The organism is Luteimonas sp. RIT-PG2_3, assembly GCF_054902115.1.
In genome coordinates, this window is record NZ_JBUBPF010000007.1 from 47303 (window position 1) to 66816 (window position 19514).

General features: G+C 65.7%; 13 protein-coding genes and 1 tRNA gene. 6 read left to right on the plus strand and 8 right to left on the minus strand.

Annotated features, from left to right (window positions below; translation table 11 throughout):
* Nucleotides 1-10 precede the first annotated feature (10 nt).
* The 3 genes from ACYX7E_RS12435 to hisS all read right to left on the minus strand — a co-directional run bounded on the left by ACYX7E_RS12435 (nucleotide 11) and on the right by hisS (nucleotide 2506).
* The gene (locus tag ACYX7E_RS12435) at nucleotides 11-337 is read right to left on the minus strand and encodes a YerC/YecD family TrpR-related protein (protein WP_462080902.1); all 327 of its coding nucleotides are present in this window, start codon (nucleotides 335-337) and stop codon (nucleotides 11-13) included.
* Nucleotides 338-646: 309 nt separating this feature from the next.
* Nucleotides 647-1018 (minus strand): hypothetical protein, encoded by a 372-nt coding sequence (locus ACYX7E_RS12440; protein ID WP_462080903.1) that lies wholly within the window; start codon nucleotides 1016-1018, stop codon nucleotides 647-649.
* Nucleotides 1019-1135: 117 nt separating this feature from the next.
* Nucleotides 1136-2506 (minus strand): histidine--tRNA ligase, encoded by a 1371-nt coding sequence (gene hisS, locus ACYX7E_RS12445; RefSeq protein ID WP_462080904.1) that lies wholly within the window; start codon nucleotides 2504-2506, stop codon nucleotides 1136-1138.
* A gap of 156 nt (nucleotides 2507-2662) precedes the next feature.
* Between hisS and ACYX7E_RS12450 the strand changes: the two genes are divergently transcribed.
* The 6 genes from ACYX7E_RS12450 (at nucleotide 2663) to pgaD (ending at nucleotide 9617) form a co-directional block, all read left to right on the plus strand.
* Nucleotides 2663-3406, plus strand: coding sequence for a Crp/Fnr family transcriptional regulator (locus ACYX7E_RS12450; protein WP_462080905.1), 744 nt, complete (start codon nucleotides 2663-2665; stop codon nucleotides 3404-3406).
* Between the two features lie 110 nt (nucleotides 3407-3516).
* A tRNA-Pro gene (locus tag ACYX7E_RS12455) sits at nucleotides 3517-3593 on the plus strand.
* 365 nt (nucleotides 3594-3958) lie between these two features.
* Complete coding sequence (pgaA, locus tag ACYX7E_RS12460; RefSeq protein WP_462080906.1) at nucleotides 3959-6025, plus strand: poly-beta-1,6 N-acetyl-D-glucosamine export porin PgaA; 2067 nt, start codon at nucleotides 3959-3961, stop codon at nucleotides 6023-6025.
* A 44-nt stretch (nucleotides 6026-6069) separates the two neighbouring features.
* The gene (gene pgaB, locus ACYX7E_RS12465) at nucleotides 6070-7920 is read left to right on the plus strand and encodes a poly-beta-1,6-N-acetyl-D-glucosamine N-deacetylase PgaB (RefSeq protein WP_462081019.1); all 1851 of its coding nucleotides are present in this window, start codon (nucleotides 6070-6072) and stop codon (nucleotides 7918-7920) included.
* A 3-nt stretch (nucleotides 7921-7923) separates the two neighbouring features.
* Nucleotides 7924-9171: a poly-beta-1,6-N-acetyl-D-glucosamine synthase gene (gene pgaC, locus ACYX7E_RS12470; protein ID WP_462080907.1), complete on the plus strand. Its 1248-nt coding sequence runs from the start codon at nucleotides 7924-7926 to the stop codon at nucleotides 9169-9171.
* The gene (pgaD, locus tag ACYX7E_RS12475) at nucleotides 9168-9617 is read left to right on the plus strand and encodes a poly-beta-1,6-N-acetyl-D-glucosamine biosynthesis protein PgaD (RefSeq protein WP_462080908.1); all 450 of its coding nucleotides are present in this window, start codon (nucleotides 9168-9170) and stop codon (nucleotides 9615-9617) included. The genes pgaC and pgaD overlap by 4 nt, the downstream gene beginning before the upstream one ends.
* Before the next feature lie 72 nt (nucleotides 9618-9689).
* Here pgaD and ACYX7E_RS12480 read toward each other — a convergent pair whose 3' ends face one another.
* From ACYX7E_RS12480 to ACYX7E_RS12500, 5 genes are all read right to left on the minus strand, one after another.
* Nucleotides 9690-13040: an amidohydrolase family protein gene (locus tag ACYX7E_RS12480; protein WP_462080909.1), complete on the minus strand. Its 3351-nt coding sequence runs from the start codon at nucleotides 13038-13040 to the stop codon at nucleotides 9690-9692.
* Nucleotides 13041-13051: 11 nt separating this feature from the next.
* Nucleotides 13052-14779 carry a serine hydrolase domain-containing protein gene (locus tag ACYX7E_RS12485; RefSeq protein WP_462080910.1) on the minus strand — a complete coding sequence of 576 codons (1728 nt, stop codon included), beginning with the start codon at nucleotides 14777-14779 and terminating at the stop codon, nucleotides 13052-13054.
* 109 nt (nucleotides 14780-14888) lie between these two features.
* Nucleotides 14889-17411, minus strand: coding sequence for a TonB-dependent siderophore receptor (locus ACYX7E_RS12490; RefSeq protein WP_462080911.1), 2523 nt, complete (start codon nucleotides 17409-17411; stop codon nucleotides 14889-14891).
* A 183-nt stretch (nucleotides 17412-17594) separates the two neighbouring features.
* Nucleotides 17595-18677 (minus strand): FecR family protein, encoded by a 1083-nt coding sequence (locus tag ACYX7E_RS12495; RefSeq protein WP_462080912.1) that lies wholly within the window; start codon nucleotides 18675-18677, stop codon nucleotides 17595-17597.
* On the minus strand, nucleotides 18674-19312 hold the full coding sequence (locus tag ACYX7E_RS12500; RefSeq protein WP_462080913.1) for an RNA polymerase sigma factor: 639 nt from the start codon (nucleotides 19310-19312) through the stop codon (nucleotides 18674-18676). The genes ACYX7E_RS12495 and ACYX7E_RS12500 overlap by 4 nt, the downstream gene beginning before the upstream one ends.
* Between the last annotated feature and the right edge of the window lie 202 nt (nucleotides 19313-19514).

Sequence of the window (19514 nt, forward strand, 5' to 3'; positions counted from 1 at the left end):
TTGGATTACCTCAATGCGACGGAGCGAGTCGCGGATATTGTTGTTTGATGGCGATCGCATAGCCGCCGCTGCCACGCTCGAGCGTACGTGCGACGCGGCCGATCGTGGTCACGCTGACCCGGGTGCGGTCGTGGATTTCGCGGTACGGCACGCCCTGCAGCAACAGCGGTACCACGCGCCAGCGGTCGGTCATCGCCTCCAGCTCGGCAGGCGTGCACAGGTCTTCCAGGAAGGCGCGGACGGCGTCGGGCTTGTCGAGCGCAGCCAAGGCCTTGGCCAGAGCCTTCATCGCGGCCTCGGCGTCGGTCTTGGGTACGGGATCGGGTCGCTGCTTCATTCCGTCTGTCGTCCGGCGGATCGGACCGGCCGGCCCTGTCGGGATGCCGTGGTCGATCTAGTTAATGTAATAACGCGCTAACACATGATGCCAGACAATTCCGGGGCGTCAATGCCTCCGGCATCCGCGTTCAGTCCAGGATCGGGATCCAGTCGCCGCCGGGATCGGGCGGCGCGGACGCCAGCCGCCCTTGCTGCGTGCCCGGGCGTCTGGGCCTGCCTGCTAGCCAGCCCGGCCAAGCCCACCGGTGCGGCCCGCCAGCGCGGCTCGCCCGTGCGATCGGCCAGTCCAACCGGCCACCCGGCCAGCTCAGCCCTGCCCCACGCCCTCGCGCCTGCGCTCCATCAGTACCCAGGCCGCGGCCACACCCGTCAGCGCGCCGAGGATCTCGAACACCACGCGGTTGGCCAGGCTGTCGGCGTCATGGATGCTGGCCAGCGCGATGCGCGCGTAGACCGGCGACTCCAGCTTCACCACGCCCAGGTAGAACAGGTTCCACAGGTCGATGCCGGCCGCGATCGCGACCGACACCAGGCTGGCCCAGCCCAGCGCGTGACCCGGCGTCCAGCGCTGGCGCGCGGCAAGCCAATGGAACACCAGGTAGACGATGAAGCCGACCAACAGGGCGATCAGGCCGGCCTCGAGCGCGCCCAGCCAGCCCAGGTGCAGCGGCAGGTTCATGTCAGCCCCGGCCTGTCGGCGACAGCGGGCGTCGCCACGCCCGGCGGTGCGACGGCATGCAATGCAACGCCAGCCACTTGGCTGGCATCAGGACGGCCTCGGACCGGGGCCGCAGGCTCATCTCATGGCCTGCCACTGTTCGCGCTCGACCCGCAGCGTGCTGGCCAGGTCGGCCTCGGCGACTTCGAACTGCTCGCCCCGGCGCAGATCCTTGACCGCGACCACGCCCTTGGCGGCTTCCTCGTCGCCACGGATGACGACGAAGCGGATGCCGGCACGGTCGGCGTACTGCAGCTGTTTGGCCAGCTTGCGCGGCTCCAGCTGGGTCTCGACATTCAGGCCGCCGGCACGCAGCTGCTGCGATACCCGCAGCGCATGCGGCAGGCCGGCGTCGTCGAACAACGTGACCAGCACGTCGACCGAACTGTCGGCGGTCGCGACCAGGCCGGCCTCGCGCAGCTGCCAGAACAGCCGCGTCAGGCCGATCGAGATGCCGACGCCGGGCAGCTTCGACTTCGTGTAGTGGCTGGCCAGGTTGTCGTAGCGGCCACCCGAGCAGATCGAGCCGATCTGCGGATGCGCATCGAGGATCGTCTCGTAGACCATACCGGTGTAGTAGTCGAGACCGCGCGCGATCGAAAGATTCAGCGCGTAGCGCGTTTCCGGCACGCCCAGCGCACGCAGCTGGTTCAACAGGTCGCGCAGCTCGTTGCGGCCTTCCTCGAACAACGGCGTGCCGCTACCCAAGGTATCGAGCTTGGCCAGCGCGTCGTCGTGGCTGCTCGAACGCACGCGCGAGAACGCCAGCAGGCGCTCGGCGACGTCGTCGGTCAGGCCGAACTCCTCGCCGGTCAGCGTCGCGCGCACGGCATCCTCGCCACGCTTGTCGAGCTTGTCGATCTCGCGCAGCACGGTCATCTGGCGGGCATCGTCGATGCCCTGCCCTTCGAAATAGCCGCGCAGCAGCTTGCGGTGGTTGAGCTGGATCGTGAACTCCCCGATGTCCAGCGCCGAGAACACGGCGTGGATGACCGCGGGCACCTCGGCGTCGTAGCGCGGCGACAGCGAGTCCTTGCCGATCACGTCGATATCGCACTGGTAGAACTCGCGGAAGCGGCCGCGCTGGGCACGCTCGCCGCGATACACGCGCTGCATCTGGTAGCGACGGAACGGGAACGCGAGGTCGTGCTCGTGCTCGGCGACATAGCGCGCCAGCGGCACCGTCAGGTCGAAGCGCAGCGCCAGCTCCGGCAGGCCTTCGCTGTCCTTGCCGAGCGCGCCGGTGGACTGCACGAAGTACACCTGGCGCTCGGTCTCGCCACCGGACTTGGTCAGCAGCGTTTCCGACAGCTCGAACACCGGCGTCTCGATCGGCAGGAAACCGAAGCCCTCGAACGTGCGGCGGATCGTGTCCATCATCCGCTGGAATGCGATCTGGTCGCGCGGCAACAGTTCCATGACACCGGGCGGGGTCCGGGGCTTGATCATTCGGGACATCTCGGGAGCGTGACGAGCTGCCTATTCTAGAGGATGGCGCCGCGATCCGCCGACGTGGGAGGGCACAAAACCCCCGTCTCCGCGGCCATCGCGCGGCAATGCCGGTATGATGTCGGCATTGCCCGGAGCTCTTCTTGGCAGGACGCGATGGCCAGACCCAATACCGCAAGTTGCCGCCAGCACCAATACGCGGCCAGCACAGCCAACTGTACGCATTGCAGCGTCCGCGAACTCGCCGTGTGCGCCGTCCTCAACCCCGACGAGAGCATCGAGCTCGAACGCCTGGCCTCCAACGTGGTGCTGACGCCCAACGCGGTGCTGGCGCGCTCCGGCCAGCCGAGCCGTCACGTCTACAGCGTCACCGAAGGCATGCTGCGGCTGGTCCGCTCCCTGCCCGACGGCCGGCGCCTGATCACCGGCTTCAGCCTGCCGGGCGATTTCATCGGGCTCAGCGAGGCCACCAGCTACCGCCACAGCATCGAAGCGGTCGGCGCGGCGCGGGTCTGCGTGTTCGACATCGACGACATCCGTGCGCTGGGCGCGCGCTTCCCCAAGCTCGAGCACAAGCTGCTCGAGCGCGCCTGCATCGAACTCGACACCACCCACGACGCCATGCTGATGCTGGCCCGGCTGTCGCCACTGGAACGCCTGTCGAGCTTCCTGTTGCGGGTCGGGCGCCAGTTGCAGGAACAGGGCGCGCCCGCGGACGGCGCGATCTCGCTGCCGATGAGCCGCAACGACATCGCCGACCATCTGGGCCTGACCGTCGAGACTGTCAGCCGCACGTTCACACGCCTGCGCGAGATGGCCCTGATCGCCCTGCCCGACCCGCAGCGGGTCGAAATCCTGGACCTGAAGGCCCTGGAAACGCTGGCCAGCGCGAACGGCTGAAGACCGTGGCAAACGAACGCGCGCGTAGCGTATCGCCTGCGACGGATTTTTTTGCAGAAGCCTCTTGCCCGGGCGCGTCCGGCTTATTAGAATGAGCGGCTCGATGAAGTCGGGGTGTAGCTCAGTCTGGTAGAGCGCTACGTTCGGGACGTAGAGGTCGCAGGTTCGAATCCTGTCTCCCCGACCAATCCATCGCAGATCAGAAGACCGGCCCAGTGCCGGTTTCTTTTTTTGTGCCAGGCAAAATCCTGAGCGACGCCCATCCCGGCTTGATACAGCGCCGAGACAATCCTCCGGATAATGCCTTGCGCATGCAGCGCATGACCGGCCGCGCCCGCACTGATGCGGCGTTGGTGCGCGGCCGGATCGGCCACCTCCTCTCCCAGACTCGCAGCGCCTGTAACAGGGCGAAATGCCGGCAGCGCGCGACGGTCCGCGCTGCATCCGCACGCGAGTTGGCACGGAATCTGCTTGGAGTCCATCCGCGGAAAATGTGACTTAAGTCTCATTTATGAATGCCCGCCAATTTTTCGACTCCGGACGGACCCCAGCATGACTTCTCTGCGCTTGCATCGCCTCGCCCTGCCCGTTCTGGTGGCGCTCGGCAGTACGGCACCCGCCGCATGGGCACTATCTGACCCCGATCGTCACATTTCACTGCCTGACGCCATTCACCAGATCAAATCCCTGCGCGATGCGCAGGCGTGGATGCCTGCACTCTCCCTGATCGAACGCACCTCGCTGGACTACCCTGGCAACGACGATCTGCATGTGCTGCGCGTGCATACGCTGACCGAGGCCGGTGCCGCCGAAGAGGCGTGGCGGCTGTACCGGCAGCGGCCGCAGTTGTTCAGCGAGTCCGAGCGCAGCCGGCTCGAAGCGGACCACTACGCGCGCCGGGTAACCTGGAGCTCGCAGTACGCGGAGAGCGATCTCGCGCCGCGCGCGGACGCCCAGGCCGCCGAGGACATCCTCTCGACCTATCTGCGCGACAGCGGGCTGTCGATCCCTGAACTGCCCGCACGCACGCAATTGGACCGACTGGTGGCGCTGAACCGGCTCGCTCGCTACCAGGAGGTGGTCGACGAATACGATCGCATCACTGCCGCCGGACACGCAGTGCCGGCTTATGCGATGGCCGCAGTGGCCGACGCATTGATGGCGCTGCAGCATCCCGAACGGGCCGCCCACGTGCTGGACTCCATCCTCCCGACGGCGTCGAACGAGGATCCTGCGACCGCCGACCTGCGTATCCAGCGCGCCTACGCCGCACTGGAAAGCGAACAGCACGCGCAATCGCGCACAATTCTGCGCAGCCTGCGCGACGAACATCCCGCGTGGCGGCTTGAGCCGGGTGCCAAGGGAGGCTGGGAGAACTGGCCGCATTACGAAGCCGATCGCAATCTGGCGCTCGTGCACGCTTTCGGTGAGGACCACAACGGCGCGCAGCAGCGACTGGAATCGCTGGTAGCGGTCGGTCCGGCCAATCCAACGCTGCAGACCTCGCTGGGCATGGTCTATATGTTCCGCGGCTGGCCCGAGCGCGCACTGGAACGCTATCGCATCACCGAAACCCTGGACGATCGTGACCTGCAGGCGCGGATCGGCCAGGTCAACACCTTGACCACGCTGCAACGCGACGATCTGGCACATCCGATCCACGACCGCCTGCTCGCACGCTATCCCGACCAGTTAGCGGTGCGTCGCATGGAGCGCGAATGGCGCATCCATCGCGGCTGGCAATGGCGTGCCTACGCGACTGGGGGGCGCAGCGAAGGTGGAGACGGCCTGTCTCCGCTGGGCAGCCACGACCGCGCATACGGCGTCGAGTTGCAGTCGCCGATCATCGGCGACCGCTGGCGGATCGTCGCTGGACGCGAGCAGCGCTGGGCCGACTTCGAACAACAACGCGCCCACAATGATCGCAACAGCATTGGCGTGGTCTATGCCTATGACCAGTTGAATCTGGGCCTGCGCGCGAATCGCGCCAGCGACAATCTCGGCGGCATGGGGCTGGCGCTGTCCGCCGGCTGGCGCTTCAACGACCAGTGGAACGCTTCCGCCGAACTGCGCCAGAACGACGTTGATGGCTCGATGCAGGCCAGGATAGCCGGCATTACCGCCGACAGCCTGCGCCTTGGCGCCCAGTACCGTCCCAGCGAGCTCACCGACTGGAGCGCCAGCGTGTCACGACTGCGCTACGACGACGGCAATACCCGCAACACACTGTCGGTCACGCTCGATCAGCGGCTGTCCACGCACCCGCACTTCCTGCTCAACGGTATCGCCGGCCTGTACGCCAGTGAAGGCAGCCGCGATGACACACCCTACTTCAATCCCTCGCGCGATGCATCGCTGGAACTTGGCGTGCGTGCCGACCATCTGGTCTGGCGTCGCTACGATCGCCACTTCCGTCATCGTTTGACGCTGGGCGCCGGGCCGTACTGGCAGGACGGCCATGGCAGCAGCATCGTGCCCGCGGCGCGCTACGAACATCAATGGCAGTTCGCGCTTGGCCGCCGCCTGATCTATGGCCTGAGCTGGTCGCGACCGGTCTATGACGGACAACGCGAGGAACGCATCGGCCTGGATGCCGAATTCAAGTGGGGAGAACAATGATGTCGCACAAGAACATGCTCACGTCCCGGCTGCGCCGCTGGGGCATGGCGGCCCTGCTGCTGGTCGCGAGCAGCCTGTCGATGGCCAGCGACGACCTGCTGGTCCTGAGCTACCACGATATACGAGACGATGTCGCCGCCAACGGCGATCCCGATCTGTACGCCACCGGCACGCAGAACTTTATCGCCCACCTGGACTGGCTGCGTGGCCATGGCTATACGCCGGTCTCGCTGTCACAGGTCGAGGACGCCGCCGCCGGACGCATGCCACTGCCCGCCAAACCGGTGCTTCTGACCTTCGACGACGGCCTGCGCAGCGTTTACACGCACGCGTTTCCCGTGTTGCGTGCCTATAACTATCCTGCCGTCGTCGCGGTGGTCACCGACTGGGTCGACCTCCCGGCATCGCGCAGCGTCGACTATGGTCACCGGAAGTTCGGCCGCGACGATTTCGTGACTTGGCCGCAGTTGCGCGAAATGCGTGCGTCCGGGCTGATCGACATTGCATCGCACAGCCATGACCTGCACCAGGGCATCACCTCCAATCCCCAGGGAAACACGTCGCCAGCGGCGATCACCCGCCGCTACGACGCGACCAGCGGGCGCTACGAGAGCGAAGACCACTGGCGCGCACGCGTGCAAGCAGATCTTGCCCGCAGCATCGATTTGATCAGTACGCACACAGGTGCGGCGCCGCGCGCGGTGGTCTGGCCATACGCTGCCTACAACAGCGTCGCGAACGACATTGCCGATGGCCTGGGCATGCGGGTCTCGTTCGACCTGGAGGGTAGCGTCACCCGCATCGGTCCGCAGCAGAACGACGGCGACCTGCACGGCCTCGCACGCTTGCTGGTGATGAACAACCCGTCTTTTAGTGACATCGCCTACGAACTGCGTCGCGACAAGACCCACACCAGCATGCGCGCCCTGCAGATCGATCTGGACATGGTGTACGACGCCGATCCCGCACAGCTCGAGCGCAATCTCGACGCACTGGTCGAACGCGTCAAGCGGATCGCTCCCAGCCATGTGTTCCTGCAGGCATTCGCAGATCCGGACGGCAACGGCTCAGCCGACGCGCTGTACTTCCCCAACCGCCACCTGCCGGTGCGGGCGGACCTGTTCAATCGCGTGTCCTGGCAGTTGAAGACACGGACTGGCGCTACCGTCTACGCATGGCTGCCGATCCTCGGCTTCGAGCCGGCGGACCCGACACAGCGCCAGGCCTGGGAGATCGCCAGTCCGGAACACGACGCCCTGTTTCGTCTCGATTTCACCCGCGCCGACGTCAGGACGTATGTCGCGGACATCTACGAAGATCTGGCTGCCAACGCCTATTTCGAAGGCCTCTTGTTCCACGACGATGGCTACTTGCGTGACACCGAGCTGCCCACGCTTGGCAACGGCGAACCCGAGTCACGCACCCGCGCCTTGATCGCCTTCACGCACACGCTCCGCGACTCGGCCCAGCGCTTCCGACCCAAGCTGAAGACCGTGCGCAATCTCTATGCGCGGCCGGTTCTCGATCCTACAAGCCAGGCCTGGTTCGCGCAGCGCCTGGATCTGTTCAAGACGGGTTATGACCACACTGCGCTGATGGCGATGCCCTGGATGGAAGGCAGTCGCCATCCGGCGACATGGATGGACACGTTGCTGGAAGCCGTCCGCGTGCACGATCCCGGGCTGAGCCATACGATTTTCGAGCTGCAGACAGTCGATTGGCGCAACGACAGACCGATCCCCGGCGACATCCTGAAAGCACAGGTTCGCCGACTTCTGTCGCAGGGCGTTCGCCATCTCGCTTGGTATCCGGACGACTTCGTCGCTAACCAGCCCTCGCTCGAAGACGCACGGGAAGCAATGTCCGCGCGCGTGTTCCCCTATGAGGAGCGTTGAGCCATGCATCCGATCATCTCGATTCTATTCTCGTTCGCATTCTTCTACCCAATCATCATGGCTTTCATCTGGATGTCGGGAGGGCTCTATTACTACCTGCGCAAGGAGCGCAAAGGGCGCCGCCGATCCGACCCGCCACCACTGGACGCTTTCCCGAAGGCGAGCATCCTGATCCCCTGCTTCAACGAGGCGGACAATGCCGAAGAGACGATCGCAGCCGCGCTGGCCCAACGCTACCCCGACTTCGAGGTCATCGCCATCAACGACGGCAGCAGCGATGGAACCGCTGACGTGCTCAATGCCCTGGCCTCCCGGCATGGACAGCTGCGCGTGATCCATCTCGATCGCAACCTGGGCAAGGCCAATGCCCTGCGCATGGGTGCACTGGCGGCTCAATCCGAATATCTGGTCTGCATTGATGGTGACGCACTGCTCGACGAATACGCCACGCACTGGATGGTGTCGCAACTGGTATCGGCCCCCCGTGTCGGCGCGGTGACCGGGAATCCGCGTATCCGCAATCGCTCGACCATGCTCGGTCGGCTGCAGATCGGCGAGTTCTCCTCCATCATCGGCATGATCAAGCGGGCCCAGCGCGTGTACGGCCGCCTGTTCACTGTTTCCGGGGTCATCAGCGCATTCCGTCGAAGCGCGCTACATCGTATCGGCTATTGGTCCGACGACATGGTTACCGAGGACATCGACATCAGCTGGCGGCTGCAGATGGACCACTGGGACATTCGTTACGAACCCAACGCGTTGTGCTACATCCTGATGCCGGAGACTCTGCGTGGCCTGTGGAAGCAACGCCTGCGCTGGGCACAGGGCGGCGTCGAAGTATTGCTGCGACACACCTCACAGCTGTTCTCATGGAAGCGCAGGCGCATGTGGCCGGTGCTGTTCGAGTATCTGCTCAGTGTGACCTGGGCCTACGTCATGCTGCTGATCTTCATTCTGTGGGCCGTCGGCAAGCTCATGCCATTGCCTGATTATCTGTATGTACGCAGTCTCCTGCCGTCATGGCATGGCATGGTCCTGGCGCTGGTGTGCCTGCTGCAGTTCGCCAGCAGCATCATCATCGACCGGCGCTACGAAGCTGGTGTGGGACGCAACTACTACTGGATGATCTGGTACCCGATGCTGTACTGGATGCTCAACATGTTCACCACCGTGGTCGCGTTGCCCAAGACGCTGCTCGGCCAGCGTGGCCGGCGCGCGACATGGATCAGTCCTGACAGGGGAATCCGATGAATCACAATGCACACCTCATCAACAAGCCGCAAGCACAGCCCGCACTGCCGCGTACGTTCTGGCAACTGCTGACTGGCGCCTTCTGGATCCTGTACCTGTACCTGCTGACGCCGTTGCTGACCTTGATCCTGTGGCTGTTCGGATTCAACACCGGCTATGTCGAGCTGTACCAGCGCGATGCGCAGATCGAGCCGTTCCTGCTGTTTTCACTGCCGCTGATTGCGCTGGTATGCGCGTTCGCATTGATCGGATGGGCCGAGTACAACCGGGCGCGGTTCAGCAGCAAACACCGGCGGACGGCAGTGGACAATGTGCCGATCAGCGAGATCGCGAGCGCACTCGGCGCGAACTCATGCATCACGGGCACGCTGGGCAATAGCAAGGTGATTCGGTTGGTGATGGATGACGCTGCCCGGCCGATGCGGGCCACGCAGCTGTCCATCTGAAGTTGAAGGCGCTGGTGGGCCGGACAGTCCCATGACGCAGCAGACGGATACGCCCCAGCTCAACCGCGAGCTTCAGCAAGGACCGACTTTCTCCAGCGTATCGGCGTTGTACAGGCAGCCGTTCTTGACCAGTTGCCTGAACGCGCGGGTATCGTGGATGTCGAGCAGAGGATTGCGGTCGAAGATGATCAGGTCGGCGTACTGGCCGGCCGCGACCGTCCCCATGTCCTTGCGGCGATCGAGGACACTCGACGAACCGCGGGTGGCGATCTGCAGCACCTCGTGCGGACGCAGGCCACCCATCGACAGTGCCTGCATTTCCCAGTGATAACCCAGGCCCTGCAGCTCGCTGTGGCTGCCGAGGCCGACATTGCCGCCGGCACGGAAGATCGTGGCGGCCGACGCGGCGATGCGTTCGAACGCGAAATCCTCCTTCGGTGCCCAGTCCGCGCGACGCAGGCGTTGATTGAGTACGAAGCGCGGCGTGAAGCGGTTGAGCTTGGCGTCGTCGAGCGCATTCTCGCGGGCGATGAAGTAGTCCACCGCCGCCATGCCGGCCGCGCCACCGATCAGCGTGGTCGGCGAGTAACCCGTGCCCAGCTGTGCGTACAGGGTCGCGACGTCCTCGTGGTAATCGAGCGCATCGGAGGCGTGCTCGTTGGTCGCAAAGCCGTCGATCGCCTGGGTCAGGGCATAGCGCGGCGAGCCCCAGTTCTCGGCCACCAGCAGCATGTCGAGCGAACGTGCGGCACGCGTCATGTGCTGTCGGTGCGCGCGGTCGCCGACCATGTAGGACTTCACGATGCCGGTCCGGTAGTGGTCGCGATAGCGGCGCAGGATGCAGGCGGCCTTGCGGTCGTCGCTCGCACCGGCGGTATCGAAGATGCCCGGCCCGGTGGTGTAGGCGCGCGGGCCTTCCATGACGCCGGCGTCGATCAGGTCCTGGTAGACGAACATATCGGCCGTGAACGACTGCGGATCCAGCGACGCGGTGATCCCGTGCGCCAGCGCCACGCGGTGTTCCCAGATGCCGTAGTCGACGATGCCGCGTCCGATGCCCCAGTAGTGCGCGTGGGTATCGACGAAGCCGGGGGTGATGGTCTTGCCCGAGACGTCGCGGATCTCAGCGCCGGCGGGAATGTCGACCGTGCCGCGCTTGCCGACGGCCGCGATCCGCGTGCCGTCGATGACGATGTCCGCGTTCTCGATGATCTCATCGCCACGCATGGTCGCCACGCGCGCGCCGCGCAACACCAGCGCATGCGTCCGGGTGGGCGCGGCACGCGGCAGCGTTGCCACGACCTGGTAAGGCGTCAGCGCGTCCTCGCGACACATCAGGCCGACGTCGGACAGCGGCGGCGTCGACGATGCCTGTGACAGCGCCTCGCGCAGCGGCTGACGATAAAAGCTCGAACCGACCGACCAGAAGATGTCGCGACCGTCGCTGGACCAGCCGACATGATCGGCTCCGATTTCGGTCAGACGTCGCAGCGAGGCGATCGGCTTCGAGCCGGCAAGCTCCAGCGTCACGCCCTCGCCCGAGCGCCCGGCCGCAGGCATTTCCATCAGGTACAGCTGGTGGTTGTGCAGCACCAGCAGATGGCGACCGTCCGGACTCGGGAACAGCTCATCGACCGTCGTACCTTCGCCGTCGTTGTCCTGCGCGCTCAGCGTGACCAGCGTCCGCGTGGTGCTGCCGTCCAACGCGATTTCCTGCAGGCCGTCGCGGGTATGGATCCAGACCAGCGGCCGGCTCGGATGGAAGACCGGGCGACCATGGTCGATCGCACCGGTGAAGCCGGGCAGTTGTGTGACCAGGATGCCGTCGCTGCCGGCATGGCCGTCCGCCAGCGGAATCCGCACCAGGTCCTGCAGGAACGGGCGCTGCGGGTCGTAGCCGCGCGGCACGATCAGTTGCAGCTGTTCGTGCATCCACGAGCGCAGCACCAGCAGCGACGCACCATCGGGCGCGTAGACCGGCTTGCGGTAATAGCCCGCGGTGCGGGTGATCTGCACTGGCGCCGCACTGCCATCGCTGCGGATGCGCCAGACCTGGCCGCCGTCGCGACGCGACCAGCTCGTATAGGCGATCCATTGCCCATCCGGCGACCATGCCGGCTGGTTCTCGGTCGCGGCATCCGCGGTCAGCGGCGTCTCGGTCAGGCGTTTGGCCACGCCGTCGGACAACGTCATCTGGTAGAGCTTGCCGAAGGCCGAGAATGCGATCCGGCTGCCATCGGGCGACAAGGCGGGCGCCTGGATCAGGCGTGCGCGTACCGCCCCCCCCTCATCGGTCAACCCTGGCCGAGGGCTGCGGTGCGCCTGCAGCGCCACGTTGGCGTGGAACGGAATCGTCTGCTGCTCCGCGTTGCGCAGATCCACGCGTCGCAGCTTTCCGCCGTGGGCGATGACGATCGACGTGGAGTCCGGTGTGAAGGCATAACGCGGCAACAGCCCCTGGAACGGGATCGGCTCCGCCGCAAGCGTGGGTTCGATCGGATAGGCGATCCGGCGGTCGCTGCCGTCGACCAGGCTGCGCAACCGCAATTCGGTGCTGCCTTCCCAGCCCGTCGCATAGGCGATATAGCGACCATCCGGCGATGGCACCGGCTGGAAGAAGCCCGACCCCTCGCGTGGGCCGTGGATCACGGTCAGCACCTGGCCGGTGCGCAGGTCGCGCCGGCGGACCTCGTAGTTGCCGTCGCCGCCGCCCGCGAAATACAGATGGCGACCATCCGCGCTCGCGCTGGCACCGATGCCGCGCAGGCCACGGTCGACGTCGGCCTTGTCCTGCCCGGCGGTCGACGAGGCGCCGGCATTGCCCGTCGTCGCCTTGGCGGGGATCTGCATGCCCGCACCGCCCGTGCGCGGATACGCCCACAGCGTGCCGGGGATCTCGCCGACCAGGCGATTGCGCTGTTCGAACCGGGTGACGACGACCTGACGGCCATCCGCCGACCAGGCCGGGCCGACCAGCACGCCATTGTCGCCACGGCTCAGGGCGCGCGCAGCGGTACCGTCGGCGGCGGCAACCCACAGGTTCTCGCTGCCATCGCGGTCGCTGATGAAGGCGATCTCGCGGCCATCGGGCGAGAACACCGGCTGGGTGTCGAACGACTCACCGCTGACCAAGGCCACCGCGGCGCCGCCATCGATGCCGACGCTGTACAGGTCTCCCAGCAGGTCGAAGACGATGCGCTTGCCGTCGGGTGCGACATCCAGCGACATCCACGTGCCCTCCTCGGCCTTGAAGGCAACCTGCACGGCGGAAGGATCCTGCGTGGCCTGCAAGGCAGGCGCGATCGCGAGGGCCAGCAGCAGCCACGCCGCATGGCCACGCCGCGTCAGCCTCTCGCGGGGGCTGCGCATCTGCGCGCTGTCGACGGTGACGGTGGTCGTGGTTGCCGGATGGACATGACGCATGCGCAGATACCTCATTTGACGCGTTCGAAACGGATGTCGCGGTCGACGAAATTGCTGACCAGCAACGCGGCCACGCGGCCCTGCGCATCGCGTTCGACGCGGAGATGGTCGAAGTAGCGCGCCCCTTGCAGGACATCGGCATACGCAGGCTTCAACGTGATCGGCGACAGCGACCACATCGACGTCAGCCTGGCAACCCCGTTGTCCAGCGACACAGTGTAGGTGATGTCGAGTTCCGGGCTGCGGTAATCGCCCAGCAACTCCTGCCATCCGCCCGGCGCCATCGCCGTTGAGGCGACACGCCGGTACTCGAACGCGCGGCCGTTGTCGCCGGCGATGCCGTCCCGGATCGAGACGACGCGACCGGCGGCATCGCGTTGCAGTCGATAGTAGCCACCCGCGGCACGCGCCTCGTCGCCCAGGTCCACGCTGCCATCCTGGCGCAGGGTGATCGCGCTGGGCGTGCCGTCGACGCGCTTCTTCAGGCCGATGCCGCCGCTCGGCATGCGTTCGAACATCAGCATCGCCGAACCCGGTCCCTGGTAGATGCCTTCCAGCGCGGCCAGCGCAGCGGCATCGCGACTGCTCGCACGACGCGGGACGACCGCCTTGCCGCCGTCGCCGGGCTGCGTCCTGCGCGGCGCGTCGGCGAGGAAGATCCGCGCGACCGCCTCGGCATCGGCGATGGTGTTGGTGTAGTGGTTCGCCAGCACCGACACGCCGAAGTCGTCATCGGGGAACAGCATCATGACGGTGTTGAAGCCGGCGTCCTGTCCGGTATGCAGGATGACGTTGCGACCATCGGCCTTGCCCTTCAACAGGCCGAAGCCGTAGTTGATCGGTGTGCCGTCGTCGAGCGCTCCCATCGCGAGGTATCTGTCGATCAGCGCGCGGTCTTTGTCGCCAGGGCGCGCCAGATAGCCGATCCAGCGCACCTGGTCCTCGACCGTGCTCATCAGGTTGGTGGCGCCGACGATCTCGGAGGCGTTCGGGTCCAGGAACCATGTCCCGCGATCATCCTTGCAGTAGGACAGGTCCCGGCAGTAGGAATTCGCGCGCCCGGGCACGATCTCGTTGAGGTCGTCGTGGAAGAAGGTCCTTGCCATGCCCAATGGCGCGAAGATGCGCTGCTGGGTGAAGCTGCGCAGGCTCATGCCGCTGACCTGCTTCACCACCTCGGCCAGCAGCGTGTAGCCGGAGTTGTTGTAGACATGCTCGCTTCCGGGTGCGAAGTTCAAGGCGCGCTGGCGTGAGAGCAGGCTGATGACTTCGCTCTGCCGACTGCCGTCCTTGCCGGCCAGCCAGAACAGCGACCACTGGTCGCGCAGGCCGCTGGTGTGGTGGATCAGCTGGCGCAGGGTGATGACCTGTCCGAAGTCGGGCACCCAGGGCAGATGGCGACGGACATCGTCGTCCAGGTCCAGCTTGCCGTCGCGTTCGAGCAGCAGGATCGAATAGGCCGTGAACTGCTTGGACAGGCTGGCGACCGCGAACTGCGTCGTGGGCGTGATCGGCGCGCCATGTTCCAGGTCGGCCAGGCCGTAGCCCTGCGCATAGGCGAGCGCGCCGTTGCGATAGACGCCCATCGCAAGCCCTGCGCCCTGCGCATCGTAGCGACTGGAGAACAGCGTATCGACCTGGGCTTGCGGGTCCTTGCGCGACTGCGCCAGTACCGGTGCACAGACAATGGCGACAACGAGGAGCAGGCAGGCAAGGCCCGCCAGGATGCGTGTGTTCATGGATGGAGGGTTCCTGCTTTCGACATGGGGTCGACGCGCCGCACCGGGCGGCATCGACCTGGCCCGCGCAGGCGGAAGGACCATTGCGGTCCTCCCGCCACCACAGGGATCAGAACTTTGCGCGCACCGACGCGGTGAAGCTGCGCGGCGCCCCATACCAGTTGGACCAGACGCTGGTGCCGAGGGTCTGGTAGTAGGTCTTGTCCAGCAGGTTGTTGATGTTCAGACCCACCGACCACGTCTTCGACAGCGGGTACTCGGCTCGCGCGCTCAGCACCGTATAGCCCCCCTGTGTAAAACGGTACGGGACCGGGTCTCCTACCGCATTGCCGTCAGGATCGAAGATGACCACGGTCCCGCTGACATAGGAGTCACTCTGCACGGTCGCACCACCGCCGATCTTCAGCCCTTCCAGCGCGCCATCAAATCCGTAGGTCGTCCACAGCTTGAACAGGTGCCGCGGTGTCTGCGGCATGTAGGCACTGCCATTCTCTTCATAGCCACCGCCGTACTCGTTCTGGTTGAACGTGTAACCGGCGAACAGCGACCAGCGATCGGTCAGCTTGCCGTTGATCTCGGCATCCAGTCCGCGGCTCTCGACAGTCCCCTGCCCCAGGTAACAACAACTCATGCCGCCGGTATTCTGCGGCGGGAAACTCGGGTCGAGGATCGCTTCGTTCTGACGCTGTATCCGGTAGATCGCCAACTGGGTCGCGGCCCGTCCGCTCATCAGTTCGCCCTTGATGCCGAACTCGAGGTTCTCGCCGGTCTTGGGCTCGACCGATTCACCCGGGAAGGGCCCCTTGCGATAGCTGGCCTGCGACTGGAAGGCTTCGCTGTAGCTGCCGTAGGCGATCCAGTTGCGCGGAAGCTCGTAGGTAAAGCCGGCATACGGGGTCAGGATGTCACGGTCTTCATAGCTCTGGTAGTAGCCACCTGTCACCGCGCCGGTGGTGGTATCGAAGTTGTCGTAGCCGTACTCGTACTGGTAGTTGCTGTAGCGTGCGCCGACCAGGATCTTCATCGGATCGCTGACCTGGAAGCTGCTGCTGACGTAGATGCCGTTCTGCTTCTGGCCCCAGGTGATCATCGAATTGGGAATCCGCGTGCGCGCCGGCTGCGGATAGGCCCAGGGATCGAAATTGAACGGATCGATGTTGGAATAGTACGTACCGGCCCAGTTGGGACCGCCGCTCTGGATGTCCTGCCAGTCGGCGCCGATCGCCAGATTATGGGTACGGCCGAACAGGTCGAAGCTTCCGCGCAGGGTCAGGTCGACCAGGCGTTGGATCGGCGTGAACTGCTCATCCGATCCGTACATGTCTTCAATATTGTCGCGCCCGAGCGCTTCATTGAAGCTCACGCTGCCATAGGTGTACTGCTTGAGGTTGCGCATTTCCTGGCGACTGCGCATGGCATTGAGGCGCAGGTTCCAGCGGTCGCCGATGTTCTGGTCGACGCTGGCGAAGATCTCGCTGGTCTTGGTGTCGAAGCCGGCCCAGATCGCCGACAGCACCGTCGAGCGCGGCAGGCCAAGATCGCGGCCATCGGCGTAGCGCGGCAGGCCGAAGCCGCCATGCGGTGCCTTGCGCTTGTCGAAGCTGCCACCGAGGCTGACGCGGGTGGTGGGCGTCACGTCGACCTCGAGCACGCCGTAGACCAGGTCACGTGAGGATTTGGCGACGTTCTGGAAACTGCCGGCGTCTTCGGTCAGGTAGACCATGCGCCCGCGCAGGCGACCGTCGAAGCCCAGCGGCGCGGAGGCGTCGAGCTCGTTGCGGACGTTGTCCCAGCTACCATACGACGCGCGCAACTCAACCTGCTTGTTGGCGGTCGGACGCTTGCGGACCAGCTGTATGGTGCCGCCAGGCTCGCCATTGCCGGAAAACAACGCATCCGCGCCGCGCAGCACCTCGACCTGCTCGTAGATCGCCAGGTCAGGGAGCTGGTTGTAGCCGAAGTTGTTGAACACGAATGGCGCGCCACCATCAACCTGGACGCTGCTGATCGCAAATCCGCGCGAATAGAACTCCTGTGTCGTAAAGCTGACATTGGCGACGGTGATGCCGGTCGTCTGCTCGAGCGCCGAGGCCACGCTGTTGAGGTTCTGCTCGTCCAGTCGCTCGCGGGTCACGATGCTGACCGACTGCGGCCGTTCGCGCAAACTGTCGCCGATGCGCGAGCTCAGGATCGGATCGTCGATGCGGACGCCGACGACCTCGACCGTGCCCAGGGTCCTGTCGGGCGACTGCGAGGATGTGCCGCCCTGCGCCTGCCGGCGCACGACGATGGTATTGGCGCCAGACACGCTGTATTCGAGCTCGGTCCCGGCCAGCAGGGCGTCCAGCGCCTGTTCCAGCGTGTACTCGCCGACGATCTCGTTGGTCTCCCGTCCCACCAGGTTGACGCCCGAGGACATGATCTGCACGCCGCCCTGCTTGGCCAGCGCATTCAACGCGGTCGCAAGACTCTGCGCCGGGATCTCGAAACGGTGCGCCGACTTCAGGTCGGCGGCATCGACCGCACCCGCAACGCCGGCACCCAGGGCAATCGCCAACAACAACGGCAGCGCGGCGATCGAGGGACGACGGGATCTGTTTCGCTTTGCAGGTGACGCGCTTGCAGTGGACATGTGGATGCTTTCCCCAGACGGTGGATGACGCAGGCAGGTGATGGTGGATCTCGACGTCATGCAGGCGACCTCGATATCCACAAGACGGACCACAGGGAAAAATCGGCCCATCGACACAGGACGGTCATGCCACTGTGGTAGTGGCCGATGCCATCGCCTGCCGTGCTGCCGTCATGCCTGGCGTCACTGCCGGCCGGGCGTGCGGCCCGACACCAGGGTCACGCTGCCGTCGTCGAGCTTCACTGCGCGGATGCCGTAGACATGCGGCAGCGATGCGATCCACTCGTCGATATGCACGCGCTCGACCGTGCCCGAATAGGTCAGGCCCTCCAGGCGCGGGTCGTCGATCGCGATGCGCACCGGGGCATGGCGATTGACCAGCGACAACACCTCGCGCAACGGCGTGTTGACGAACTCGATCCGACCGCTGCGCCATTCCGGCAACGTCGCGGCATTGCTGCCGATCGGCGGGTCGATGCGCGGCGCCAACGCGAGCTCCTTGCGATGCCCCGCTGCAAGCCGCAGCCGCATCGGGACGACCGAGCCGTTGATGCGCTGCTCCTGCTCGACCTCGACGACACCCTCGGTCACGGTGACGACCACGCGGTCGGCCAGCCGCGAGACATTGAACGCCGTGCCGATCGCGGTCACCTTGACGCCGGCCGCGCGCACGACGAAAGGCCGGTGCGCATCGTGCTGGACTTCAAAGTAGGCACCCCCGCGATGCACGTCGAGCACCCGGCGCTTCTCGTCGAAGGCCACCGCGACGGCAGCGTCCGTCCCCAGCACCAGCGACGAGCCGTCCTGCAACGCCACCGTGCGGAATTCCCCAGCTGGCACTGCATAGACCGTTTCCGTGCTACCCGCAGGTCCCTGGCCGAGGTTGGCATGCATCAGCGCAACAACGCACAGGCACGCGGCGATCGCCACGGCCTTGTACCAGCGTGCCCCGCCCGCCCGCGGACGCGACGACAGCGCAGGCACCCTGGCCTGCAGCGCGCGCTTGAAATCCTGCGGCATGCCGCGCAGGCGCTGGCGCAGGCGACTGGCTTCGTCGAAGGCCTGCGCATTGCGTTCCGAAGACGCCAGCCAGGCCAGCCACTGCTGCATCTCCTCCTCGTCCAGCGCCGGCTGATCGAGCCGCTGCAGCCAGTCGGCCGCGACGGCAAAGCGTGCCTCGTCGATCGACGCGATGCCTGCGCTGGCGTGCATGTCGGTTTCCTTGCCCATTCCCTCGCCCACTCCGTTGCCCATTCCGTTGTTCATTCGCCGTCTCCCCTGCCCGCATCCATTCCAGCGTCCACGCCGAGCACCTGCCTGCACTGCACCAGCGCATGGGTCACGTATTTGCGCACGGTCCGTTCGTCGATCCGCATCTCGCGGGAGACTTCCATCGTGCTGTACCCCTCGACGACATGGCGCACGAAGGCCTGCCGGTGTCGCTGCGGCAGGCCGTCCAGCACGCGCGCGATGCGGTCGAACTCCTCGCGCCCCATCGCCTCGCGTTCGGGCGCGTCGACCGGTGCGAATTCCTCGAACAGCTCCAGCGCGGCTTTTTCCTGCACCTTGCGATGGCGCAGGCGATCGACGGACAGATTGGCGGCGATCCGGAACAGGTAGCCCCGCAGGAAGCCGATCGCACCGGGTCGGTCCAGCTGCAGCAGCTTGACGTAGGCCTCCTGGGCGACGTCGCGCGCTTCCTGCTCCGACGACAGCCGCGACATCAGGAAATTGACCAGCGAGCGATTGTGCTGACGGAACAGCTGGTTGACCACCGCATGGTGGTCGGCGACCGGCGGAGGGTCGGACGCAGCAGGCGCCGCCGGCTCCGGCGGCACGTCGAGCCCGCGCAACCAGCCCGCCAGCCCCTTCGGCGTCGACTCGACCCCCTTTATTTTCATGGACTTATCCCTGCGCGCACGGATCCCTACCTGCTATGACGTGCGAGGGCGAGAAATCGGCCCGCCCTTGGGCACGGCAGGACGCGGGCAGACCAGGCATGACGGTCCGGGCCGGAAGGACGCCGGCTCAGGGATAGCAGGCTCGGGGACAGCAGGGGCACGGACAGGCTCACGGACGCGAGTCTGGCAGACCCGGTGGTCC